Annotated in this window: 21 protein-coding genes; 20 read left to right on the top strand and 1 reads right to left on the bottom strand. The window is 64.9% G+C overall.

The annotated features are described in order from the left end of the window. Positions 1–106: 106 nt before the first annotated feature. From gcvP to ACSVIE_RS04505, 18 genes are all read left to right on the top strand, one after another. The gene (gene gcvP / locus ACSVIE_RS04590; RefSeq protein WP_442423145.1) at positions 107–2,947 is read left to right on the top strand and encodes an aminomethyl-transferring glycine dehydrogenase; all 2,841 of its coding nucleotides are present in this window, start codon (positions 107–109) and stop codon (positions 2,945–2,947) included. A gap of 11 nt (positions 2,948–2,958) precedes the next feature. Continuing rightward, a complete protein-coding gene (gene gcvT / locus ACSVIE_RS04585) occupies positions 2,959–4,080 on the top strand; it encodes a glycine cleavage system aminomethyltransferase GcvT (protein ID WP_442423144.1) in 1,122 nt (373 codons plus the stop codon). 20 nt (positions 4,081–4,100) lie between these two features. Then, positions 4,101–4,484: a glycine cleavage system protein GcvH gene (gene gcvH, locus ACSVIE_RS04580; protein ID WP_442423143.1), complete on the top strand. Its 384-nt coding sequence runs from the start codon at positions 4,101–4,103 to the stop codon at positions 4,482–4,484. After that, the gene (glyA, locus tag ACSVIE_RS04575) at positions 4,481–5,800 is read left to right on the top strand and encodes a serine hydroxymethyltransferase (protein WP_442423142.1); all 1,320 of its coding nucleotides are present in this window, start codon (positions 4,481–4,483) and stop codon (positions 5,798–5,800) included. The genes gcvH and glyA overlap by 4 nt, the downstream gene beginning before the upstream one ends. Before the next feature lie 417 nt (positions 5,801–6,217). Then, positions 6,218–7,618: an L-serine ammonia-lyase gene (locus tag ACSVIE_RS04570; protein ID WP_442423141.1), complete on the top strand. Its 1,401-nt coding sequence runs from the start codon at positions 6,218–6,220 to the stop codon at positions 7,616–7,618. Positions 7,619–7,651: 33 nt separating this feature from the next. Continuing rightward, positions 7,652–8,659, top strand: a complete 1,008-nt coding sequence (gene lipA, locus ACSVIE_RS04565; RefSeq protein ID WP_442423140.1) for a lipoyl synthase — start codon at positions 7,652–7,654, stop codon at positions 8,657–8,659. Between the two features lie 624 nt (positions 8,660–9,283). Then, positions 9,284–9,739 carry a hypothetical protein gene (locus ACSVIE_RS04560; RefSeq protein WP_426004785.1) on the top strand — a complete coding sequence of 152 codons (456 nt, stop codon included), beginning with the start codon at positions 9,284–9,286 and terminating at the stop codon, positions 9,737–9,739. Between the two features lie 81 nt (positions 9,740–9,820). Next, positions 9,821–10,660: a COG1470 family protein gene (locus ACSVIE_RS04555; RefSeq protein WP_442423139.1), complete on the top strand. Its 840-nt coding sequence runs from the start codon at positions 9,821–9,823 to the stop codon at positions 10,658–10,660. 1 nt (position 10,661) lies between these two features. Continuing rightward, a complete protein-coding gene (locus tag ACSVIE_RS04550) occupies positions 10,662–11,183 on the top strand; it encodes a hypothetical protein (RefSeq protein WP_442423138.1) in 522 nt (173 codons plus the stop codon). Beyond that, a complete protein-coding gene (locus tag ACSVIE_RS04545) occupies positions 11,180–12,427 on the top strand; it encodes a hypothetical protein (RefSeq protein WP_442423137.1) in 1,248 nt (415 codons plus the stop codon). The genes ACSVIE_RS04550 and ACSVIE_RS04545 overlap by 4 nt, the downstream gene beginning before the upstream one ends. Before the next feature lie 158 nt (positions 12,428–12,585). After that, a complete protein-coding gene (locus ACSVIE_RS04540; RefSeq protein ID WP_442423136.1) occupies positions 12,586–13,644 on the top strand; it encodes an FUSC family protein in 1,059 nt (352 codons plus the stop codon). Between the two features lie 84 nt (positions 13,645–13,728). Continuing rightward, positions 13,729–14,226 (top strand): MarR family winged helix-turn-helix transcriptional regulator, encoded by a 498-nt coding sequence (locus ACSVIE_RS04535; RefSeq protein ID WP_442423135.1) that lies wholly within the window; start codon positions 13,729–13,731, stop codon positions 14,224–14,226. A gap of 84 nt (positions 14,227–14,310) precedes the next feature. Then, on the top strand, positions 14,311–14,985 hold the full coding sequence (locus ACSVIE_RS04530; protein ID WP_442423134.1) for a hypothetical protein: 675 nt from the start codon (positions 14,311–14,313) through the stop codon (positions 14,983–14,985). Further along, positions 14,982–15,845, top strand: coding sequence for a serine/threonine-protein kinase (locus ACSVIE_RS04525; protein ID WP_442423133.1), 864 nt, complete (start codon positions 14,982–14,984; stop codon positions 15,843–15,845). The genes ACSVIE_RS04530 and ACSVIE_RS04525 overlap by 4 nt, the downstream gene beginning before the upstream one ends. A 101-nt stretch (positions 15,846–15,946) precedes the next feature. Then, a complete protein-coding gene (locus ACSVIE_RS04520) occupies positions 15,947–17,407 on the top strand; it encodes a hypothetical protein (RefSeq protein WP_442423132.1) in 1,461 nt (486 codons plus the stop codon). 166 nt (positions 17,408–17,573) lie between these two features. Next, positions 17,574–18,179, top strand: a complete 606-nt coding sequence (locus ACSVIE_RS04515) for a TasA family protein (protein ID WP_426004777.1) — start codon at positions 17,574–17,576, stop codon at positions 18,177–18,179. 178 nt (positions 18,180–18,357) lie between these two features. After that, entirely contained in the window at positions 18,358–19,131 is a 774-nt protein-coding gene (locus tag ACSVIE_RS04510; RefSeq protein ID WP_442423131.1) for a signal peptidase I, read from the top strand. After that, positions 19,124–19,609, top strand: a complete 486-nt coding sequence (locus tag ACSVIE_RS04505) for an Hpt domain-containing protein (protein ID WP_442423130.1) — start codon at positions 19,124–19,126, stop codon at positions 19,607–19,609. The genes ACSVIE_RS04510 and ACSVIE_RS04505 overlap by 8 nt, the downstream gene beginning before the upstream one ends. A gap of 40 nt (positions 19,610–19,649) precedes the next feature. On the opposite strand, the gene ACSVIE_RS04500 is transcribed toward ACSVIE_RS04505, so the two are convergent. Continuing rightward, positions 19,650–20,927: an MFS transporter gene (locus tag ACSVIE_RS04500; RefSeq protein ID WP_442423129.1), complete on the bottom strand. Its 1,278-nt coding sequence runs from the start codon at positions 20,925–20,927 to the stop codon at positions 19,650–19,652. Between the two features lie 211 nt (positions 20,928–21,138). Here ACSVIE_RS04500 and ACSVIE_RS04495 point away from each other — a divergent pair, with 211 nt between their 5' ends. Then, positions 21,139–21,879: an IclR family transcriptional regulator gene (locus ACSVIE_RS04495; protein ID WP_442423128.1), complete on the top strand. Its 741-nt coding sequence runs from the start codon at positions 21,139–21,141 to the stop codon at positions 21,877–21,879. Positions 21,880–21,986: 107 nt separating this feature from the next. After that, positions 21,987–23,174, top strand: a complete 1,188-nt coding sequence (locus ACSVIE_RS04490; protein WP_442423127.1) for a 4-hydroxybenzoate 3-monooxygenase — start codon at positions 21,987–21,989, stop codon at positions 23,172–23,174. Positions 23,175–23,436: the final 262 nt, after the last annotated feature.

Here is a 23,436-nt window from a genome sequence, read left to right as displayed (position 1 = left end):
CCTTGCCAAGAACACAGTCCACGGAATCTCTCAGGTCCAATACAGAGCGGGGAGGAACCCATATTCACCATGGCGCTCAGCGGGCGCCTGAATCCTGGAGTTCCTCTTGACTGTTAAATCCTCCCCAACCGCTTTCGCGGACCGGCATATCGGCGCCCGTCGCCAGGCCGATGTTGAGACCATGCTCAAGGCCATCGGCTACGACTCCGTCGATGGCTTGGTTGACGTGGCCGTTCCCGATTCCATCCGCCAGTCATCGCCGCTCGCCCTGCAAAAGGCGCTGAGCGAGACCCAGGTCCTGGCCGAACTCCGCAAGCTCGCGGCGAAGAACAAAACCGCCGTCCAGATGATCGGCCAGGGCTACTACGACACCATCACGCCCCCGGTCATCCGCCGCAACATCCTCGAATCCCCGGCCTGGTACACCGCTTACACGCCCTACCAGCCGGAGATTTCCCAGGGCCGCCTCGAAGCGCTCCTGAACTTCCAAACCATGGTCCAGGACCTCACGGGCCTGCCCATCGCCAACGCTTCCCTCCTTGATGAAGCCACCGCAGTGGCCGAGGCCGTGCTGCTCATGCGCCGCGCCAACAAAGCTGTGAAGGACGGCAAGACCGTCCTCGACGCCGACCTCCTCCCGCAGACCATCGCGATCGTGAAAGGCCGCGCCGAGGCACTCGGCTTCGAGGTTGAGGTCGCCGACCTTTCCGCAGGACTGCCCGACGGCGACATCAACGGCATCGTCCTCCAGCAGCCTGGCGTTTCGGGCCGGGTCTTCAACCACGCCCCCGTGATCGCTGCGGCGAAGGAACGCGGTGCCTTGGTCACTGTGGCTGCCGATCTGCTGGCACTCACGCTCATCACGCCCCCGGGCGAACAAGGTGCGGACATCGCCGTCGGAACCGCCCAGCGCTTCGGTGTCCCGCTGTTCTTCGGCGGCCCGCACGCCGCGTACATGGCTGTCCGCACCGGTATGGAGCGCACGCTTCCGGGCCGCATCGTCGGTGTCTCCAAGGACAACGCCGGCGTGCCCGCGTACCGCCTCGCCCTGCAGACCCGCGAGCAGCACATCCGCCGCGAAAAGGCCACGTCCAACATCTGCACGGCACAAGCCCTGCTCGCGATCGTTGCCTCGATGTACGCCGTCTACCACGGCCCCGAGGGCCTCAAGTCGATCGCCGAGACCGTCCACGGCAACGCCCGCGTGCTTGCTACCGCCCTGCAGAAGGCAGGCCGTGAACTCGTCTCCGACTCCTTCTTCGACACCCTCACCGTCAGCGTTCCCGGCAAGGCGGACAAGGTGATCGGCGCGGCCGAGGCACGTGGTATCAACCTCCGCTACATCGACGCTGACACCGTGGGCGTTTCCGTTGATGAAACCACGACGCCGGAAGTCCTCTCCGCAGTCGCCGTCGCCTTCGGTGCCGGTCCGGTAGGGGACGCAGCCGGGTTCGAGTTGCCGTCCGACGTAGTCCGCACTTCCGACTTCCTGCAGCACCCGGTGTTCAACACGCACCGTTCCGAGACCCAGCTGTTGCGCTATATCCGCAAGCTGTCCGACCGGGACCTCGCGCTGGACCGGACCATGATTCCGTTGGGTTCGTGCACCATGAAGCTGAATGCCACGGCTGAGATGGAGGCTATCTCTTGGCCGGAGTTCGCTTCGATCCACCCGTTCGCCCCGGATTCCCAGACCGAGGGCTGGCGTGAGCTGATCTCCGGTCTGGAAGCCGATCTCACCGAAATCACCGGCTACGACCAGGTGTCCATCCAGCCGAACGCCGGTTCCCAGGGTGAGCTTGCAGGCTTGCTCGCGATCCGCGGCTACCACCTGTCGCGCGGGGATGACCAGCGCAACGTCTGCTTGATTCCGGCTTCCGCCCACGGCACCAACGCCGCTTCGGCAGTGCTGGCCGGCATGAAGGTGGTCGTGGTGGCTACCGCTGCCGATGGCACGATTGACCACGCTGACCTGGCTGCGAAGATCGAGGCCAACCGCGACGTTCTCTCGGCCATCATGATCACCTACCCGTCCACCCACGGTGTTTACGACGCTGACGTTCGCGAGGTTTGCGACGCGGTCCACGAGGCCGGCGGACAGGTGTACGTGGATGGTGCCAACCTCAACGCGCTCGTTGGCTTGGCACAGCCGGGCAAGTTCGGCGGGGACGTGTCCCACCTGAACCTGCACAAGACTTTCTGCATCCCGCACGGCGGTGGCGGACCCGGTGTTGGTCCCGTTGCTGCGAAGGCGCACCTGGCCCCGTTCATGCCCGGTGATGCCAACAATGCTTCCTCCGAGGGTGGTGTGGCCATCTCGGCTTCGCGCTTCGGCTCGGCCGGTGTGCTCCCGATTTCCTGGGCCTACGTGAAGCTCATGGGCGGCGAAGGGCTGACCGAGGCCACCAAGTCGGCACTGCTGGCCGCGAACTACGTGGCTTCCCGCCTGGACGAGCACTTCCCGGTCCTCTACACGGGCGAAGGTGGACTCGTGGCCCACGAGTGCATCCTGGACCTGCGCGAACTGACGGCACGCACCGGTGTCACGGCCGAGGACGTGGCCAAACGCCTCATCGACTTCGGCTTCCATGCCCCGACCTTGGCGTTCCCGGTTGCCGGCACTCTCATGGTGGAGCCGACGGAGTCCGAGGACCTCGCCGAGATCGACCGCTTCATCGAGGCCATGATCACCATCCGCGCCGAGATCGAGCAGGTTGCTGCCGGTGATTTCTCCGTGGAGAACTCCCCGCTTCGCAACGCACCGCACACGGCAGCCGCCGTCGTGAGTTCCGCTTGGGAGCGCGACTACCCGCGTGAGCAGGCCGTCTTCCCGGTGCCGAGCCTCAAGCAGGACAAATACTTCCCGCCGGTGGGCCGGATTGACGGTGCGGCGGGTGACCGGAACCTGGTCTGCTCCTGCCCTCCGATCGAAGACTTTCAGAACTAAGGAACCCGACTATGTCTGAGAACTACACCGCTCTCTTCGAGCAGCACAAGAAAGCCGGCGCCTCCTTCACGGACTTCGGTGGCTGGCAGATGCCCCTCAAGTACACCTCCGAACTCGCCGAGCACCACGCAGTCCGTAACGCCGCTGGCCTGTTCGATCTCTCCCACATGGGCGAAGTCTGGGTGACAGGACCGGAAGCTGCCGCGTTCCTGGACTACGCCTTGGTGGGCAAGTTGTCCGCGATCGCTGACGGGAAGGCGAAGTACTCGTTGATCTGCGATTCCGACGGCGGGATCATCGACGACCTGATCACGTACCGTCGTGGTCCGGAGAAGTTCCTCGTGGTGCCGAACGCCGGCAATGCCAAGATGGTTGCAGCGGCCCTGTCCGAGCGCGCTGCCGGGTTCGACGTTGTTGTTGAGGACGCTTCCGCTGAGACGTCCCTCATCGCGGTCCAGGGCCCTCTTGCTGAAACGATCCTGTTGCGCCTGGTTCCGGCCGAGCAGCACTCACTGGTCACGGAACTGAAGTACTACGCAGCCGTTGAGGTCTCGATTGCCGGAGAGGAACTGTTGCTCGCACGTACCGGATACACGGGCGAGGACGGCTTCGAGATCTACGTGCCGAACGCGGACGCACCTGCACTCTGGGAGGCGCTGCTCGAAGCCGGCGAAGGCCACGGACTCATCCCCGCAGGCCTGGCCGCCCGTGACTCCCTCCGCTTGGAAGCCGGGATGCCGCTCTACGGCAACGAACTCTCCCGGCACGTCAACGCCTACGCAGCCGGGCTCGGTCCCGTGGTGGCGCTGTCCAAGGAGGGTGACTTCGTGGGCAAGGAAGCACTGGCTGCCATCAAGGCTGCCGGTGTTGGAACCACGATCGGGCAAAAACTCGTCGGCCTCAAAGGCACCGGACGTCGCGCGGCCCGCGGTCATTACCCGGTCCTCAAGGATGGTTCCCTGATCGGAGAGGTGACCTCCGGCCAGCCGAGTCCCACGCTCGGTTACCCGGTCGCGTTGGCGTATGTCGACGTCGAGCATTCCGCCCCGGGCACCACCGTTGACGTCGACCTCCGCGGAAAGGCGGAGCCGTTCGAAGTCGTCGCGCTGCCTTTCTACAAGCGCCAAAAGTAGTCACGAGAGAAGGATCTGATATGAGCAAAGTTGTTGCCGAGCTGAAGTACTCGGCTGAGCATGAATGGGTTGCTGCAGATGGCGACGGGCCGGTGGGTATTGGAATCTCCGCCGTTGCTGCGGACGCCCTGGGTGACATCGTGTACGTGGACCTGCCCGAGGTCGGCTCCACGGTGACCGCGGGGGAGACCTGCGGCGAGGTGGAGTCCACCAAGTCCGTCTCCGACCTGTACTCACCCGTGACCGGTGAGGTGACCGAGATCAATGACGCCGTGGTCGACGATCCGGCACTCATCAACAACGACCCCTACGGTGCCGGCTGGCTGTTCAAAGTCGCCGCCACTGAAGAAGGCCCGCTGATGACGGCCGAGGAATACGCAGCAGCCAACGGAGGCGAACTGTGAACCCGGTATCAGTGAGTGAGTTCGAGCAGGTTGTATCGGCGTCGCTGGATGCCGACCTCGCCTCCCTGGACCCCGAGATCGCGGCAAAGATCGACGACGAACTCGGCCGCCAGCGCGGTGGCCTGGAAATGATCGCCTCCGAGAACCACACCGCCGTTGCCGTAATGCAGGCCCAGGGTTCGGTGCTGACCAACAAGTACGCCGAGGGCTACCCGGGCAAGCGCTACTACGGCGGCTGCGAGCACGTTGACGTGATCGAACAGCTCGCGATCGACCGCATCAAATCGCTGTTCGGCGCCGACTACGCCAACGTCCAGCCGCACTCCGGTGCGCAGGCCAACGCCTCCGTGATGCACGCGCTCATCAAGCCGGGCGACACCATCATGGGCCTGAACCTGGCTCACGGCGGCCACCTCACGCACGGCATGCGGATCAACTTCTCCGGCAAGCTGTACAACGTGGTCCCGTACGGCGTCCGCGAGGACACCCACACCGTGGACATGGCCGAGGTGGAGGCGCTGGCGCAGCAGCACAAGCCTGCTTTGATTGTGGCCGGCTGGTCCGCTTATGCGCGGCAGCTGGACTTCGCCGAGTTCCGCCGGATCGCCGACTCAGTTGGCGCGTACCTGATGGTGGACATGGCGCACTTCGCGGGCCTCGTGGCCGCGGGCCTGCACCCCTCGCCCGTCCCGCACGCCCACGTCACCACGTCCACCACGCACAAGACCCTCGCCGGTCCGCGCGGCGGCATCATCCTCTCCAACGACGCCGACATCGCCAAGAAGATTAACTCCGCGGTGTTCCCGGGCCAGCAGGGCGGACCCCTGGAGCACGTGATCGCGGGCAAGGCCGTAGCGTTCAAGATCGCCGCGTCCGAGGAATTCCGTGAGCGCCAGTCGCGCGTCCTGGCGGGCGCACGGATCCTCGCCGAGCGGTTGGTCCAGCCCGACGTCGCAGCGGCGGGCATCTCCGTGGTCTCCGGCGGCACCGACGTGCACCTGGTCCTCGTGGACCTGCGCGACTGCGAACTCGACGGCCAGCAAGCCGAAGACCGCCTCGCCGCGATCGACATCACCGTCAACCGCAACGCCGTTCCGTTCGACCCCCGCCCACCGATGGTCACCTCCGGCCTGCGCATCGGCACCCCGGCGCTTGCGACGCGCGGCTTCAGCGAAGCAGCCTTCCGCGAGGTTGCGGACATCATCGCCGAAGCGTTGATCGCCGACGCCGACGCGGACCTCACGGGGCTGCGTCACCGCGTCGAGACCCTCGCCGAAGCACACCCGCTTTACCCGGAGGTCGCGAACCTCGGCTAAGCCTCGAGGAGTTCGCCCGGCGGGCCTGACGTCCTCTGCGGGCTCGGTTGCGGCCTGGCGGCCGTTGGGGCCGGCATCCTCCGCGTGCTCGGTCGCGAAGACGCCCGCTGGGCGGACGTGACGCTCCCTTAGACGCACGCTTCCGGATGTCGGCCCCAAAGGGCCAAGGGTTGGCTCCTCCGGGTTGGGGACAGGACTCGCGGCTCGTTTGTTTTGAGAAATGGGACCACCTGCCGAGGGTGGGCTCATATTGATCTACCCGGGTGGGGTATTTGCTGGGAACGGATGCCCCACGTCAATACCGGGTTTGGAGGTTTGGTACTGGACCTCCGCGGGGGCTGGGCTGCCTTGGCTCAGGAATTGGCCCAGCCCCCATCTACTTGTTTTGTTTCACTCCTCCCGGGAAGGGACCCAGCCATGGCTGTTGGTGTTTTCGATCTGTTCTCCGTGGGCATTGGCCCGTCGAGCTCGCATACTGTGGGGCCGATGCGTGCCGGGGCGGTGTTCGCCCGGGAGCTCAAAGAGTCCGGAGTCCTCGACTCCGTGGCGGGGTTGCGGGTGGATCTTTACGGTTCCCTGGCTGCGACCGGAAAAGGGCATGGCACGTTCACCGCGACCCTGCTGGGCCTTGAGGGCTTCGAGCCTGAGTTGATCCTCCCCGACGAGGTGGAGGAGCGTCTGGCTTCGATCGCTGAGACCGGCAAGCTCAACCTCGCCGGTGGTGTCCAGTTGCCGTATGCGGTGGAGGATATGGTGTTGCATCCGTTGACGGTGTTGCCGCGGCATACGAACGGGATGAAGTTCGCTGTTTCTGATGCTGAGGGGAACGTGCTGAGGGAGGCGACGTTTTTCTCGGTGGGTGGTGGGTTCATTGTCCGTGAGGGTGAGGAGGACACGGCGCGGGCTGAGTTGGAGGAGTCCAAGGCTGAGTTGCCGTTGCCGTTCCGGACGGCGGCGGAGTTGTTGGGGCGGTGCTCGTCGAAGGGTTTGCGGATCAGCGACATCATGTTGATCAATGAGCGGGCGTCCCGGTCGGAGGAGGAGATCCGGGAGGGGCTCTTGCATATCTGGTCTGTGATGGAGGCCTGCGTTGAGACCAGTCTGAAGCGTGAGGGTGTGCTGCCGGGCGGTTTGCGGGTGAAGCGTCGTGCGCCTGATTGGTTGGAGCGGTTGTTGAAGGAGGACAAGGACCGCATTGATCCGAAGTATTGGCAGGAGTGGGTGAACCTGATCGCCCTGGCCGTGAACGAGGAGAACGCTTCCGGTGGGCGGGTGGTGACGGCTCCGACCAATGGTGCGGCGGGGATTATCCCGGCTGTGCTGTATTACGCGTTGCATTACGCCCCGGGCATGGATCAGGCCAGCCAGTCGGACCGGGATGATGTGGTGGTGCGGTTCTTGCTTGCTGCTGGTGCGGTGGGTGTGTTGTACAAGGAGCAGGCTTCGATTTCCGGTGCTGAGGTGGGGTGCCAGGGTGAGGTGGGGTCGGCGTCGTCGATGGCTGCTGCGGGGTTGGCTGAGGTGATGGGTGGTTCCCCGGCTCAGGTGGAGAACGCGGCGGAGATCGCGATGGAACATAACCTGGGGCTGACGTGTGATCCGATCGGCGGGTTGGTGCAGATTCCGTGTATTGAGCGGAACGCGATTGCTGCGGCGAAGGCGATCAATGCCGCGAAGATGGCGTTGTGGGGTGATGGCACGCACCGGGTGTCCCTGGACGAGGTCATCGTCACGATGCGCGAGACCGGCAAGGACATGTCCCACAAGTACAAGGAAACCGCGATGGGCGGCCTGGCCGTCAACGTCGTCGAATGCTGAAAACCACATCCGGAATGAAGACGAAGGAAAACCATGACCCTGGCACCTGAAGGCCGCAAGCTGCTGCGCGTCGAAGCCCGCAATGCACAAACCCCTGTTGAGCGTAAGCCGGAGTGGATCAAGGCGAAGGTCCAGATGGGGCCGGAGTTTGTCGGGTTGAAGAACCTGGTGAAGAAGGAAGGCCTGCACACGGTGTGTGAGGAGGCCGGGTGCCCGAACATTTTCGAGTGCTGGGAAGACAAGGAAGCGACGTTCCTGATCGGCGGGTCCGAGTGCACCCGGCGCTGTGATTTCTGCCAGATCGATACCGGCAGGCCCTCCCCGCTGGACCGGTTCGAACCCACCAAGGTGGCCCGGTCCGTGCAGGCCATGCAACTGCGCTATGCGACCGTGACCGGGGTGGCCCGTGACGACCTCGAGGACGAGGGCGTGTGGCTGTATGCCGAAACGGTCCGCAAGATCCATGAACTGAACCCCGGCACAGGGGTGGAGTTGCTGATCCCGGATTTCTCCGGCAAACCCGAACACATCGCCGCGATCTGCGACTCCAAGCCCGAGGTGTTCGCCCACAACGTGGAGACCGTGCCCCGTATTTTCAAGCGCATCCGGCCCGCGTTCCGCTACGAACGCTCCCTGGATGTCATCACGCAGGGCCGGGACCTGGGCATGGTGACCAAGTCCAACCTGATCCTGGGCATGGGCGAAACCCGCGAGGAAATCTCCGAAGCCCTGCGGGACCTGCACGCCGCCGGGTGTGACCTGATCACGATCACCCAGTACCTGCGCCCGTCCGAACGGCACCTGCCCGTGGACCGGTGGGTCAAGCCCCAGGAATTCGTGGACCTGCAGCACGAGGCCGAGGAGATCGGCTTCCTCGGCGTCATGTCCGGTCCGCTGGTGCGTTCCTCCTACCGCGCCGGCCGGCTCTGGGCCACCGCGATGCGCAAAAAGGGCTGGGCCATCCCCGAAGCCCTGGCCCACATCGAGTCCTCCGGCACCACCCGCCAGGAAGCCTCCACCATCCTCGCCGCCCACAGCTAGGCCATGGCCGGCGCACGGCCGGAACTGTGCAGGCCACCCGGCCCGGAAATGAGGGTGGGGACAAATACTACGACGGCGGTCCGCCCACCTCCCACGGTGGGCGGACCGCCGTCGTCATGGGGAAGAAGCGCGGGCCCGTGAAGCAGCCTCGCCACGTTCGAACACCAGCGCATTTTTGGCTCAAGACGGCCACAATGTTGACGCACCCCCTCCAAGCCCGCCGTCCACATTCCGGACAACAAGCCCAAAAGCCGGAAATGGACGCAGAAAAACTGAGTACCGCTCCAGGAGCCCCCAACGAGGACCGGGGCATCGGTGTCCAGCATCCCCCGATCCCAGTACTGGCGCGGAAATCCACCTTGCGCAGAAGCCGCACCAGGAGTCCCCCCGCTGGCCTTCACCAGCAAGGAACCAAGTAGTCCCCTTCCGGAAAACTGAGTACTTAAAGCGAATCAGGACGTATTCCTGAACGGTCGGTCGGCGCAAAAAATGGCGTACTTCCAAGGGTGGCGAGGGGGTGGCGGCAGCCAGAAATATTGGGGCATCGCTTCATCCGACAAACCCGATCGGATGCTGGGGGTGCGAGTCGGCTCCCCGGGGACGCACAACAACAGAGGAGTCAAAATGCAGAAGCTTTCCAGGAAGAGCCGTATCACCGCCGCCGTCGCAGGTGTGGCATTGGTAGCAGTCGGCGGCGGCGCGGCCTACGCCTACTGGACCACCACGGGTTCGGGCAATGGCACGGCCACCAACTCGTCCGGTGGCGGCACGGTAACCCTGCACGCCGCATTCGACGCCGGGCTTGCCCCGGGCAACCAGGTTCCGGTGGCCTACACGGCCGACAACGCGACCACGTCCGGCACGGTGGTAGGAGAGCTGAGCGCCACCGTCAGCACCAACAACGCCGGCTGCCTCCCGTCCTGGTTCACCGTGACCGCGGTGACCGGCAACAACCACGTTGCGGCCAACACCAGCGGTGTGTCCGTGGGCTCCGGCATCCTGACGTTCAACGACAGCGCCACCGAGAACCAGGATGCCTGCAAGTCCGCTGTCGTGACCGTCAACGTCACCAGCAAGTAAAACTCCGGCAGCCGGGCCCACCCATCTGGGAGGTGGACCCGGCTTCCGCATCCCGCTCACGAGCCCATCAGGAGAGCTTTCATGGATCACCGGTCTCAGCGAAAAACACCCGTCTTCCGCGTCGGGGCACCTGTCCGCGCCCTCCTGCTGGCCTTGGTGGTGGCGTTCATTCCCGTCACGGCGCTGGCTGCGAGCGGTGGCCAGGGCACGCCGTCGAAAGCTCCCAAGGGAATCACGGTGTCATTGACGCCGTCCAGCCGCACCGTGGACCAAGGACAGGCGGCCACGTATATGGTCATTGCGACGTCCACGGGCGGCTTTTCGGGCCCGGTTACGTTCGCAGCCGCGGGCCTTCCGGCGGGCACGACGGCGGCATGGTCGCCGTCGTCGGTATCCTTGCCTGCGGGCGGAACCGCCCAGGTGACCCTGACATTGGGCACCGAACCGACCACTGCCGTTGCCAAAACCAACTTCACCGTCACCGGCTCCAGCGGCACCGTCAAGTCCAATGCGGCTCCGGGGCAGTTGCAGGTGCTGGAAGTGAAGCGGAGCTTCGGGATTTCGGGCTCCGTGGCCGGGGTCCTTGCTCCCGGCACGTCGCGGCCGATCGATCTTCACCTCACCAACACCAGCAACAAGGGCTTCGGAGTCACCAACCTGACGGTAGCCATCAGCCAGGTGGTCCGGACACAGACAGCAGTGGCAGCGAACCTTCCGTGCACCGTATCGGACTACCAGCTCACGCAGTACTCCGGCACCTACCCGCTGTCCATCCCGGTGGGAACCAGTTCGTTGTCCGGGTTGGGTGTTCCACAGGCCGCATGGCCGCACGTAAAGATGCTGGACACCCTGCAGCTGCAGGACGGATGCAAAGGCGCGACCATCCACTTCACGTACTCCGGCACTGGACAGGCGGACTGACATGACCACGGCAACCAGATCACGGCGGAGCAGCAGCACTGTCCGCAAGGGGCGCGTGGCCCGGACTGCGGCCACCACGGTCGCATTGTGCCTATTGGGAGGCATGGGGTCGGCCTACGCCTACTGGGCAACGGCAGGCGCCGGAAGCGGCAGCGCCACCAACGGAACCATGCAGGACGTCACGGTGGACGCGCTCGTCCCGGGCGATACCCTGCAGACCTCCTTGGTCCCCGGCGGCACGGCCGACGTCATTGTCCGGGCCGGCAACCCCAACCCGCATCCTGTCACCGTCCATGCCCTGGGCACCAGCGGAGCCGTGACGGCTGACGCCGCCCACCCGGGCTGCTCGCCCACGGACGTCACTTTCACCCCACCGGCCGGTTTCCAGGAGCCGGTGGTCATTCCCGCGAACACCTCCATCCTGCTGACCCTCCCCGGAGCGGCCAGCATGGGCGCGTCGTCACCGTCCGCCTGCCAGGGAGCCCGGTTTGCTGTCCCCGTCACATTGGAGGTGCGCAAGTGAGCCGGCATCGTCAGGAAGGCCCGCCGTCCACTGGCCTGGTGCGGCGTTGCGCCGTGATCGTTATGGGCGTTCTCCTTCTTTCATGGGGTGGCCCGGCGGCCAGTGCTTTCTGGAGCTCGGTGGCAAGCAACTTCGGGGCGGCCGCAGCCGACACCGTCGGCCAGGGCGCCACTCCCAGTACCAGCGTTTCGGGCAGCACCGTCAGTGTCACGTGGGAGGCCGGCACGACGGCGGCAGGCAGGTCCGTGACCGGCTACAGCATCGCCCGCTACAGTGCAGCTACCGGGGGCACCGCGATTGCTGCCGGAGGAACCTGCAGCGGAACGGTTGCTGGATTGGGTTGCTCCGAGACGGTCCCCTCCGGGACCTGGTACTACACAGTGACGCCGTTGCTATCGTCCTGGAAGGGTGCCGAAAGCAACCGGGGCGCGGCGGCTGCCATCGATTCCACCCCGCCTGCTGCTCCTGCAATTACTGCGCCGACCTACGTCAACCAGGCCAATGTGGGGAATGTGCCCGTGAGCGGAACAGCCGAGGCCGGGTCCACGGTGGTCCTGACCGTCACCGACTCGGGCACGCAGTCATCCAGCCAGACCCTCACCGCGAACGCGGCGGGCGCTTGGACGGCAGCGCCGCTGAACCTTACGGCCTTCAACGCCGGAACCATCACGTACTCGGCCCGGGCCACTGATGCGGCCGGAAACACGGGTGCTGCAGGCACAGCAACGTCCACCAAGGACGTCATCACACCGGCGGTGGGCTCGGTCCGGCTGAACAACGGCGGAGCCACGGCCGGCAAGGTGGAGCGGGGCGACTCGGTCACCATCACCTTCTCCGAACCGCTCAACCCGGCCACGATCTGCAGTGCCTGGACCAACGGCCCCGGTATCCAGACGCAGAACGGCAACGGCAACAACCAGGTGGTAGTGAACATCAGCGCCAACGATGTCCTCACGGTCACCGGCGCGGGCTGCCCCACACTCCGGGTTGGTTCCGTGGCCCTGGGTGCGGACTACACCTCGGTGCCGCTCACCTTCATGGGCAACAACACCAACGCATCCAGCCTGCAGTGGAACCACGACCAAAGGACGCTGACCATCACCCTGGGAGCCGGTACGGCGGGAGCGGCCACGATCACGTCCACCACCGTCTCCCCGTCCTACACCCCGGCAGCCGGAGTGACGGACGCAGCCGGAAACGCCTTGCCAACCACGCAGACAGCAGGCCTGGCCTCACGGTTCTGACCTGGAGCCCGAACCCGGAAGTGCCCTTCATCCACCGTGATGAGGGGCACTTTTGGCGCCCGAACCCTGAGTAGCCCAGCGGGCCGGGCGTAACCTTGGAAGCGGACGCCAGTGCCGCCGTCGTACTTTTGATCCTGCGACGGAAGGCGAGCCGCCCCTTGAAGGCTGTCACGGAAATGTTCACGATGGGTCCCGGAAACAAGGACCACCATCCCGCTCTCCGTTGCGCTGTAGGTGTGTTCGTTCCGCTGATTACCCTGACGTTGATGGGGCGGCTGGATCTGGCGGTGTTCGCGTCGTTCGGTGCCTTCACGGGAATCTATGGGCGCAACGAGCCACACAGCGTCCGGTTCAGGAGTCAGCTGCGTGCCGGCGGCTTGATGCTGCTGGTGATTCTGTTGGCTACGGTGACCGCACGTGTGGCGGGTGCACTGGGCATCGACGGCATGGCCTACTCCTGGCTCCTGACGGCGGCCACCACCCTGGTCGCGGGGCTGTGTTCCGTGGTGGTGGCAGCGTGGCGGCTGAGGCCGGGAGGCTCACTGTTCCACATCTTCGCTTTCGCCGCGATCGCGTCCATCCCCTCGCAGCCCTCGCTATGGGAGGCGATGCTGGTCTCAGTCCTCACTACCGGCTTCTGCCTGCTCGTGGGCATGTCGTCGCGTGTGGTGAAGAGCCATCGCACACCCTGGAAGCGTCCCCCGCCGATCCGGCATACGGCTCCCGAGCGGCGTGCCATGTGGCTGGAGGGCGGCGGCTACCTGGTGGCGGCTGGCCTTGCCGGGACCATTGCAACCCTGGTGGGCGAGCGGCTGGGCTTCGGGCATACGTACTGGGCGATGGTGGCCGCTGTGGTGCCGCTGGTGGGGCATTCCACCCGGCATCGGGTGAGCCGCGGCATCCAGAGAATCGCAGGAACCGTGGTGGGGCTGGTGTTGCTTGCCGGCATCCTGTGGCTCAACCCGGCTCCCTGGGCCATGGTGCTGGTGATTGCGGTGTGCCAGTTCGGAGCCGAGATGTTCATCGCCAGGCAGTACATGGTGGCGCAGATCTTCGTCACGCCCCTTGCTTTGGTGGCCACACTGCTGGCTGCGCCGGTAGACCCGGGGCTTTTGCTTCGGGACCGCATCGTGGAAACGGTCATCGGTGCTTCAGTGGGCGTCGCGGTGGTGGTTGCCCCCGCTGTCTGGCGCAGGGTGCGCGGATCGTCCGCCTAGGGCGGCGGTTTGAGTGCAGGGACCTGTTGCGCCTAAAATCAATTGCTTAGACAGTCAAGATATATGTCTATCAAGGGGTTGGTGATGAGCAACAGAAGCGCGACGCTGGGTTATTGGTACGGCACGGCCGACCGTCCGCAGGCCGATGCTGTCGACGTCCTCAACGAACTCAGGGATTACCGGGCCGCCGAGGCTGCGATGCGCAGACGGACCCGGACTGCCATGGGCATGGGGGAAACGGACCTGATTGCCCTTCGGTATTTGCTGGAGGCCGAAAGGGCCGGCAAGGACATGGGGCCCAAGGAACTCGCTGTCAGGCTGGGCGTCACCTCGGCCTCGATGACCTCCCTGGTGGATCGGCTGGTGAAGTCGGGGTACGTGACCAGGGAGCCCCATCCGACGGACCGTCGCGCCTTGATCCTGCGCTCTACTCCTGGCGCAGACCAGGAGGTGCGGAACACGCTGCGTGACATGCATCAGCGCATGATGGAAGTCGCGGAGTCGCTGTCGGGGGAGGAGGCAGCCCTGGTGGCCGCTTTCCTGCGCCGCATGCGGGCCGCCATTGATGAGATCGGCAGCTGAAGAGATCCTCATTGGACATTAATGCTAAGTAAGCATATAACTAGATTGCCAAGCTACTTAGGAATCTAGCCAGTGGGAGTACCGATGACAGCAGTGCTGCGTGAGCCGAATTCCTCACCGGAAGTCCAGGAAGTCCAGAATACCCAAACCGTTCCGTCGACGGATGCCGGGGATGCTCCGGAGGGTGACGTTCCGCTTCTGGACGAATCAACCATCGAAGAAGAAGCCGCGCCCGGAGGCGATCTGGCTGCTGCTGTCGATGAGGCCGTCGAGGGGGTGGCAAGGAGCGAGGAGGTTGCTCTTGGAGATGGTGTTGCGCTTGCTGGCGAGGTTGCCCTTGCAGATGGTGTTGCTCTTGCCGGAAAGATTCTGGAAACCGCCGGGACGGCGTTGGGCACGGTCGACGCCGGGGAGCTGGCCGTCGTCGAAAAGCTCGCCACCGGCCCTGTCCACTGCGGCTCCAACATGGCAGTTTCGGCGGGTCCGGCTTTCGAATCCATGCAGTGGGTTACGGTAGAGCCAGTGTGGCCGGAATGGGCATGCGACTGCGGTTTCCGCATGGACATGGACGCAGTGGACCCTGTCAGCAGCGTATGGCTTGCCGCAGTGCGGCGGCAAAGCCTTCAGCGGGAGCTCACAGTTGCCCAGAACACGCTTGAACTGGCTTTCAGGAAGGCTGTCGACGCCGGCGTCGAGCCTCAGGAACTGGCCAGGCTGGCGGGAATACCGGCCCACGAAGCTGAAACCCTCGTCCGGTGACGCTCGCGGATCCCGGGCTAAGCGAGCCGGCGCACCGTCCGGATCCTGAATCCGGGCACCCGGTACTGAACGGCAGGTACCGCCTCGGCCGGCACCTGGGCGGTGGATCCGAAGCCCATGTGCACGAAGCCCTGGACCTGCGCACCTCGAACCTTGTTGCCGTGAAGGTTTTCCGCGCCAAAGATCCCAGCGACGACGCCCCGTATCGGCGGGAGCTGGAGATCCACAGCCGGCTTAAGCACCGGAACGTCGTCCGGATCCGGGATGGGGGCCGTGCCGTCCTTGATCAAGGGAGCGGTGAGGCACGCAACTTCCTGGTAATGGAGCTGGTGGACGGTCAAGACCTCAGGAGCATTACCCACGCCGGTCCGGTGTCCTCACTGCGGACGGCCGCATGGATGACGGACATCGCCAGTGCACTGGCCCACGTCCACCGGAGGGGCGTCATCCACAACGACGTGAAGCCCGGCAATATCCTGGTGGACTTCAGCAGGACTCACGACGGCGAGGCGAGACTGACCGACTTCGGCATCGCCCTGAGTTCGCGCCATCAAGCGCCCGGCTCCTCGTCCGGAACTCCGCATTACCTGAGTCCGGAGGAAGTTGCCGGCGAACCGGCGACGGCGGCCAGCGACATCTACTCCTTAGGCTTGGTGGCGCTCGAATGCCTCACCGGGACCAAAGCATTCCCCGGGCCGCCCCTTGAATCGATGGTTGCCCGGACGCTGACTGAACCAAGGATCCCGGGCACTGTTTTACGGCGCTGGTCCATGGTGTTGCACGCAATGACGGATCCAAGCCCGGAAGCGCGGCCGACTGCGCGAGAAGCCACCAGGATGCTCCGCCGGATCAACCGGTAGCCGGTCACAAATCCCCCGTAACTCCCCAAATGGGGGACCCCTCGTCGGCTCGGATACGCTGCATTCGATCTACGCCGCATCCGCATGCTTGGGGGTAACCAATGACGCTCTCCTCTGCCCGGGACACCACCGGCCACCCGCAGCCTGGCCGACCGCAGTCTGGCAGGCCGCAGCGTGACCGGCCGCTGTCTGGCAGGCCGCAGCGTGACCGGCCGCTGTCTGGCAGGCCGCAGCGTGACCGGCCGCTGTCTGGCAGGCCGCAGCGTGACCGGCCGCAGGAGCGTGGTGCCCTGGGTACCATCCTGGGTGCGTTCAGCGTGGTCGCGCTGGTGGGGGGATTGTCGCTGGCCCTCACCAAGCTGGCGGCCGCTTCGCCCGGTTGGGGTCCCGCTTACGACGGCTGGGCCGCAGCAGCCGCCGGCCAACCCCTCGCCGCCTTGCGTTGGTTCCTTGGCGACATGTCCGAGCCGCTCTTCTTCAAATCTGAACTCGCGGCAATCGGCCTGCTGGCCGGGGCCGTCGTGGCATGGTGGTGCGGACGGCGACGCCGCGGACTCCGGAAGGGGCTCGAGGCCGGCAGCGACCACTGGGGCGGATTGAGCTACGGTACCGGCCTCTGGCCCTGGGTCCTGGCTTCGGGGATGCTGAGCCTGCTCTTGTCCAACCTTGCGTTCAGCAGAATGCTCGACGGCGGATGGCAGCCCACGTTTGTGCCCCTGGTTTGTGTGGCCCCCGCCATGGTCCTGATGTACGGACGCGGGTGGTTGACCTGCCTCACCGCGGCGGTCCTTGGGGTATTGACCACCACGCCCTTGGCCCTGCTGTTCATTCCCGCGGTCTCTGTTCCGCTCGGTCTTCCTGCCGTGGTCGCCAACGTCCTGGCCATGGCAGCGGGATCGGTGGTGGCGTTTGCGATCGCCCGCAGGCTGCCTTGGCTTGTCCTGCGGAAGCAGGACCCGGCACCGGAAGCCGGCCCACCGCCGTCGGGCACCAACCAGCTGCGCGCCGGCAACCAGCTGCGCGCCGGCAACCAGCTGCCCTCCGGTAACCAAGTGCGCGCCGGCGACCAAGTGCGCGCCGGCAAGCAAGTGCGCGTCGACGCGAGCTGGGCGGCGCAGAGGGTCCTGAAGGACTTCACCGAGACACACTTCTACGCCAACGGAATCGCGGGATTGGGGTTGATCGCCGGGGTCTCGATCGCGTTCGTGCTGAATCCGGCGCTCCCGGCGTACGGCTCGGGACTGCTGCCGCACATCCTGTTCGCCCAGGCCCTCACCTCTGCGCTGGGCATCGTGCTCTGGCGCGGCTGGTACCGGGGCGGCGGGTGGGCGGCGACCTACGCGTCAGTCGTGTCGGTTGCCCCGGCGGCAGTCCTCGCCTGCAATGGCTCGTGGCAGGGCATCGTCGGCGGGGCCGTGCTGGGAGCGGTACTCGCGCCACCTATTGCGCGCGTGGTGTCGGCACGCCTTCCAGAGGGATTCCACCCGGTGATCGGGAACACCGCTGCCATGGCCATCGCGACGGCGGTCACCGTCCCGCTGCTCGGATTGTTGCCGTCCTGAGAGCCTCCGCACTTCGCCACTGGGTCTTGAGAATTTCCTGAGCAACAGTTGAGGGTTTGCAGGACCGGTTCTTGATGCTGCCCCGGCACAGTAATTCCTGTCAGCCGGACAGGCTGGATGAAACGGCCGGCCCGCAGTGGTGGCCTCTCGGAAGGACAGGATCCACATGGCCATCAGCCTGAAGACCACCAGCGGCAAGATCCTCGCGTCGGTCGCACTCGTAGGCACCGCGGCCGCCGTCGCCGGCATGGGCACCTACGGTGCCTTCACGTCGTCGACGTCGGCAAACCAGGCAGTCACGGCCGGCACCGTCACCATCGCGCTGGGATCCGGCACCTCCAACACGCTCAGCGTTCCGGTGGCCGGGCTGCTCCCCGGGGACAAGGTGGAAAAGCTGGTCACCCTGGGAAACACCGGCAACTCCGACCTCAACGCCATCACACTGACGACGTCGGCCGGCGCCACTGGCTCCCTCCTCACCACCGACGTAACGCACGGACTGCAGCTCACCATTGAAAACTGCAGCGTTCCCTGGACGGGCACCGCCGCACCCTACGCCTGCAACGGCAACAAGACCACCGTGATGGCCTCCGCTCCCGTGATCACCGCCAACAAGGTCCTGAACAACCTGACCTCACTGGCATCCTCCAAGACGGACAACCTGAAGGTCACCACCTCGTTCCCCGCCACTGCCCCCGATACCTTCCAAGGCGCCGCCAGCACCATCGCCTTCAGCTTCACCGGAACCCAGCGCACCGAAACCGTCAAGTAGCTGCACCACCACAGGCTCCGTCGGGCCTGGTCGGGCCTCCCCCCTGCCTGACCAGGTCCGCCGGTGAAACCGTGAATCCACCAATCGCGGATTTCCATCCGACTATCGCAGAACCTAAACACCGCAGAACCCGACCATCGCAGAACACCGCCATCACAAGAGGAAGGAACGCAGGACATTGAGCGCATTGACAAGCTTGGACCACCCCGGCCTCCGTGACAGGCGTTCCACCGGGGAATCAACTGGCGCTACCCCCAAGACCGCCGCTGTGAAGCAGTCCGCAGCGGCACCCAAAGCAGCCATGAAGCGGGGCGGTATCCACCGCATTGCAGGTGCAATCTTCAGGATCGTGGCCGCGTGCATGCTGGTAGTGGCGGCGCTGATGTTCGTGTTCCTCGCGATAGGTCCCAGGGTCCTCGGCTATCAGACGTCCACCATGCTGACCGGGTCCATGGCCCCGCTGATCAACCCCGGCGACGTTGTGGTCACCGTCCCCACCAGCATCAGCGATCTCCAGGTGGGAGACGTCATCACCTACCACATTCCCGTGGAGGACCAGCGGGTGGAAACCCATCGGATCACGGCCATCACCCCTGCTGCAGACGGACAGGTGGCAGTGCAAACAAAGGGCGACGCGAACAACGGCGTCGACCCGTGGATCGCCACACTGCAGGGCGAAACCGTGGACAAACACGTGGCCACGATTCCCTACGTCGGTTCGGCCATTCGTGCACTGCGCGAGCCCGTCGTCCTGAATGCCCTCATGTACGGAGCGCCCGCTGTCCTGGTGGTCGGGATGCTTGCCTCCATATGGGGCACGAAGCCGGACGGGACGCCCGGGGCCAGCGGGGCGCGCAGGGCCAGCGAGATGCCCGGACCCAGCGGGACGCCCGGGACTACCACGGATGGGACGCCTGGAACCACCGGTCGGGAGGTGAGCGGCGATGTCTGAATTCCCTTGCGATCATCCGGCCCCCGGCACCATGGGTCCTGCCGGCAGTCCCGCCGAAACACCTGTTTTCGAGGACCGTCGACTTCAACATCTGGCGGACGAGCTCGGTGATGCCCAACCAGTCCTGCGCCTGTGCTCCATGTACCTCTCCATGTTGCCCGGCCGCATCTCGAACATCTGCAGCGGGCTGGACGAAGGTGATGAAGAGGCAACCATGACCGCCGTCCTGAGCCTGAAGGTTTCATCAGCCATGGTGGGCGCGGTGGAAACCGAACATCAGTGCCGTGAGCTTGAGCTGATGATCAGGGCCCATCACCTGGACTTCGTGGCCAAGGCACTGCCCGCACTCCAGAGCTACAGCGAGCGATGCGTAGCCGCCGGCCCGCAGTTGCTGGGCAGGGCGTGGGAAACCTTGGCACATGGAATTCCGCTGATTCCGGGTCAGGCAGCAAACCCACGGCCGGCCGGGGGGATCTAGTCCCCCTGGCCGCCCTGGGCTCCAGTCGTCGTGCCGGCGGTTACCGTTCTCCCGCCGGCACGGCATCCATATCTGTCTTGATGTGGTGGGGTACCAACAGCAGTGCAGCCACCGCCAGGACCCCGGCCCCGGCGAAGACGTAGAACCCGGCGGGGTAGGCGATGTTCGCGGCAACCAAGGTGCCGGTCACCGCGGGACCCACAATGGCACCAAGCCTGCCCACGCCGGCGGCGAATCCGAGGGCGGTTCCCCGCAGCCTGGCCGGGAACAGCTGGCTCACCCACGCGTAGACCAGCACCTGCGAACTGAACACGAAAATGCCCGTGACGAACACGGCGGCGTTGAGCAGCAGTTCATTTTGGATCTTGACGCTGAGGACCGCCAGGAACACCGCTGACAGGCCGAACCACATCAAAACGATCTTCTTGGTACCGTGCCGGTCGGCCAGGATACCGGCGAGGACCAGGCCCGCCACGGCCCCCAGGTTCAGGACAAGCAGCAGGGTCAGGCCCGTGCTGACGGTGTACCCGGCGGCGGCCATCAGCTGCGGCAACCAGGTGTTGAGTCCGTAGACGAGCAGCAGTCCCATGAAGGACGCGATACCGATGCCCACGGCAACCAACGGGTATGGCTTTTGAAGCAGGTCGCGGAAGCCGGTCTTCGGCGCCGCTGTGGTGCCGTCTAAATGCCCGACGGCGGCACCCGCCTTGGGCTCCCGACCCGCCGCTGAAGGGGCTGCTTCCGTCAGGGACTCGGGGAGCTTGGCCCACAGGAACGGCAGGAGCACCAGCCCCGCCACGCCACCAATGATGAACATCAGCCGCCAGTTGGGAACGATGACGATGGCCAGGAGGGCGGTAGCGACAGCGCCCACGTGGTAGCCGGTCATGGTCCTGGTGGTGGACTTCCCTGCCGACCCTGCCGGCGCATAGTCGTTCATGTAGGCGAGGGCGGCGGGAAGGCATGCTCCCAGGCCGAGCCCGGCCAACATTCGCAGGACCGAAAAAACTGCGACGTTGGGTGCGAAGGCGATGGCGATCGTGAACAGGGAGAAACCGGCCACACATGCGATCAGCAGTTTGCGGCGGCCGAACTTGTCCGAAAGGGGTGCGATGAACAATGCCCCGAGGCCGACGCCGACCAAGGAGATGGTGGCTGCGAAGGTGGCACCTACAGCATCGAATCCCAGGTCGCCGGTCTTGATGAGCGTAGGGATGACAGTGCCCAGGACCACGAGGTCGAAGCCGTCAAGGACCATGGCCAGCCAGCAGAGCCAGACGGGCCATTGGGAGCGGCGGGAAGATGACATCGTTGGCATAGCGTCCTCGGTAAGTGTGATGAGCGGTCGACCCGCCAGAACGGCCGGTCAGTTATGAGAGTTCTATCACCCGGACTTGTTGCGCAGCACACGTTCTACCATTGAATGGAAGGCGCTCGCCTATCGTGAGTCAAGCGGGGTGCTGCTCGAGGCACTGGCCGGACGTGGGTCCGCGTCACGAAGCTCACGAGCGCGCAGGCAAGGAGGCAACGTGGCCAATTCGATATCGGGGGATTCGGTGGTGGACCGCGTGGTCAGGGTCCTTCAGGCATTCCCGGAAGGCGTGACAACGCTGCAGCTGACCGAGTTGGCCGAACGATCCGCGCTGCCGTTGTCGTCTGCCCATAGGTTGGTGCGGCAACTTTCACATCATGGGCTGCTGGATCTGGGGGCAGGAGGCAGCGTGCGGCTGGGGCTCCGGCTATGGGAACTCGTCAACAGGAACTCGCCCACATTGGCCCTTCGCCAGGCGGCCATGCCGTTCATGGAGGACATCCAGCAGGTCCTGAACCAGAACGTGAACCTCGCTGTTCTTGAAGGATGGGAGGCGCTTTTCGTCGAACGCCTTTCCCGCCGCGGTTCGGTTGCGAACAGGGCGAAGATTGCCGGACGGATGCCGGTCCACATATCCTCGGCGGGGCTCGCGTTGATGTCCAACCAGCCCCGTGAACTGCAGGCGGAGTACCTCAAGCAGTTCCAGGATCCGACCGGAAAGGTGAGTGTCGACGTCGTACGTCACTTGCTTGCCGAAGCCGCCCAACAGGGGTACGCGCAGCTTGCAGGCGTGGTGGATCCTGACACGTGGGGGATTGCGGTGCCGGTGATGAACGGCAAGCGGAAAACCGTTGCCGCGCTTGGCGTGGTTGTTCCCTTGGCCGAGGTGCGGCTGCAGGCGCTGGTTCCGGCGCTTCAGACCGCTGCCCGTGGTATCGGACGGTTGCTGGCCGACTGAAGGATTCCGTTGAATGGAATCCCTGTAACGTCGGTCACGGCGTCTGGTCCACACTGATTCCAGACTCAGCCCGCTGCTTCGGCGGGGCGCAAAGAAGCGAGGAACTCATGGCCAGTACAACCATCACCACCCAGGTCGCCATCATGGGCGCAGGTCCGGCAGGCCTCATGCTGTCACACCTGCTGGCCAAACAGGGCATCGAATCCGTGGTCGTGGAAATCCGAAGCCGCCAGCAGATCAGCGAAACGGTCCGCGCAGGCATCCTCGAACACGGAACGGTCAACCTGCTGGTCGATTCCGGAGTGTCCGACCGTGTACTCCGGGAGGGAGACCGGCACGACGGTATCGAGCTTCGCTTCAACGGCGAAAGTCATCGCATCAATTTCAAGGAACTTGTGGGCGAGTCCGTGTGGCTCTACCCGCAGACCGACGTGTTCATGGACCTGGCCGCGCGGCGTGAGGCCGACGGCGGCGACGTCCGGTACAACGTCACGGACACCAGCGTGCATGATCTTGAAGGTAAGCCCAAGCTGTGGTTTACCGACGCAGACGGTCAGGAATTCGAGGTTCAGGCGGACTTCCTGGTCGGCGCCGACGGGTCCCGCAGCCACTGCCGGTTCCAGATCCCCGAAGCGAACCGGAAGTGGTACTTCCACGAGTATCCGTTCGCCTGGTTCGGTATTCTCGCCGAGGCGCCCCGTAGCGCCGACGAGCTTATCTACGCTAATTCCGCCGACGGGTTCGCACTGATCTCCCAGCGCACCGAAACGGTGCAGCGCATGTACTTCCAGTGCGACCCGAAGGAAAACGTCGACGACTGGGATGACGAACGCATCTGGTCGGAATTCCGCAAACGCGTGAACGGCAACGGGTTCGAGCTCAAGGAAGGGCCGGTCATCGAGAAGATGGTACTGCCGTTCCGCAGTTTCGTGCACACCCCGATGCGGCACGGCAACCTCTTCCTCGCCGGCGATGCCGCGCACACCGTGCCGCCTACCGGGGCCAAGGGGCTGAACCTTGCAGTCCACGACGTCAAGGTGCTGTTCGAAGGCCTGGAGTCTTACTATGCCAGCGGGTCCACGTTGCTCCTGGACACCTACAGTGACCGTGCCTTGGACCGCGTCTGGAAGGCCCAGCATTTTTCCTACTGGATGACGTCCATGTTGCACACCGTCCCTGGTGCCGATGATTTCGACCGTGCCCGCCAACTCGGTGAGTTGCACTCGGTGGTCACGTCTGAGCATGGCAAGGCATACCTCGCCGAGGCCTACACGGGCTGGCCGGGCTCTCGGTAGGTTCGGCGGTTGCTGGCCTGATGGTTGGCGACAAGTCCGGCGGCTGGTTTAGTCCCCCGGTTCGTGTTGAGTCTGGTGGCTGTTCCCGGCCCGATGCTCTTCCTGGCCCGATGCTCTTCCTGGCCCGATGCTCTTCCTGGCCCGATGCTCTTCGTGTGGTGGCTACGACCGCAATGCTTTAGGCCGACTCGGGTTCGCGTCCTGATTTCGTGGCCCATTGGAGAGGCGCTCGACAGCCGCGGTCACCCTCTGGTGACCGCTG

This window comes from Paenarthrobacter sp. NCHU4564, assembly GCF_052156435.1.
GTDB lineage: Bacteria > Actinomycetota > Actinomycetes > Actinomycetales > Micrococcaceae > Arthrobacter.
Note: the sequence above shows the minus strand (reverse complement) of the source record. Positions and strands in the feature narration are given on the sequence as shown.

Excerpts from the sequence above, each read along its gene's own strand:
- ACSVIE_RS04530 (WP_442423134.1), top strand. The coding sequence starts at position 14,311 with ATGACAGCAGTGCTGCGTGAGCCGAATTCCTCACCGGAAGTCCAGGAA.
- ACSVIE_RS04515 (WP_426004777.1), top strand. The coding sequence starts at position 17,574 with ATGGCCATCAGCCTGAAGACCACCAGCGGCAAGATCCTCGCGTCGGTC.
- ACSVIE_RS04505 (WP_442423130.1), top strand. The coding sequence starts at position 19,124 with ATGTCTGAATTCCCTTGCGATCATCCGGCCCCCGGCACCATGGGTCCT.
- ACSVIE_RS04490 (WP_442423127.1), top strand. The coding sequence starts at position 21,987 with ATGGCCAGTACAACCATCACCACCCAGGTCGCCATCATGGGCGCAGGT.
- ACSVIE_RS04570 (WP_442423141.1), top strand. The coding sequence starts at position 6,218 with ATGGCTGTTGGTGTTTTCGATCTGTTCTCCGTGGGCATTGGCCCGTCG.
- ACSVIE_RS04555 (WP_442423139.1), top strand. The coding sequence starts at position 9,821 with ATGGATCACCGGTCTCAGCGAAAAACACCCGTCTTCCGCGTCGGGGCA.
- lipA (WP_442423140.1), top strand. The coding sequence starts at position 7,652 with ATGACCCTGGCACCTGAAGGCCGCAAGCTGCTGCGCGTCGAAGCCCGC.
- gcvT (WP_442423144.1), top strand. The coding sequence starts at position 2,959 with ATGTCTGAGAACTACACCGCTCTCTTCGAGCAGCACAAGAAAGCCGGC.
- ACSVIE_RS04550 (WP_442423138.1), top strand. The coding sequence starts at position 10,662 with ATGACCACGGCAACCAGATCACGGCGGAGCAGCAGCACTGTCCGCAAG.
- gcvH (WP_442423143.1), top strand. The coding sequence starts at position 4,101 with ATGAGCAAAGTTGTTGCCGAGCTGAAGTACTCGGCTGAGCATGAATGG.
- ACSVIE_RS04535 (WP_442423135.1), top strand. The coding sequence starts at position 13,729 with ATGAGCAACAGAAGCGCGACGCTGGGTTATTGGTACGGCACGGCCGAC.
- ACSVIE_RS04500 (WP_442423129.1), bottom strand. The coding sequence starts at position 20,927 with ATGCCAACGATGTCATCTTCCCGCCGCTCCCAATGGCCCGTCTGGCTC.
- ACSVIE_RS04560 (WP_426004785.1), top strand. The coding sequence starts at position 9,284 with ATGCAGAAGCTTTCCAGGAAGAGCCGTATCACCGCCGCCGTCGCAGGT.
- ACSVIE_RS04520 (WP_442423132.1), top strand. The coding sequence starts at position 15,947 with ATGACGCTCTCCTCTGCCCGGGACACCACCGGCCACCCGCAGCCTGGC.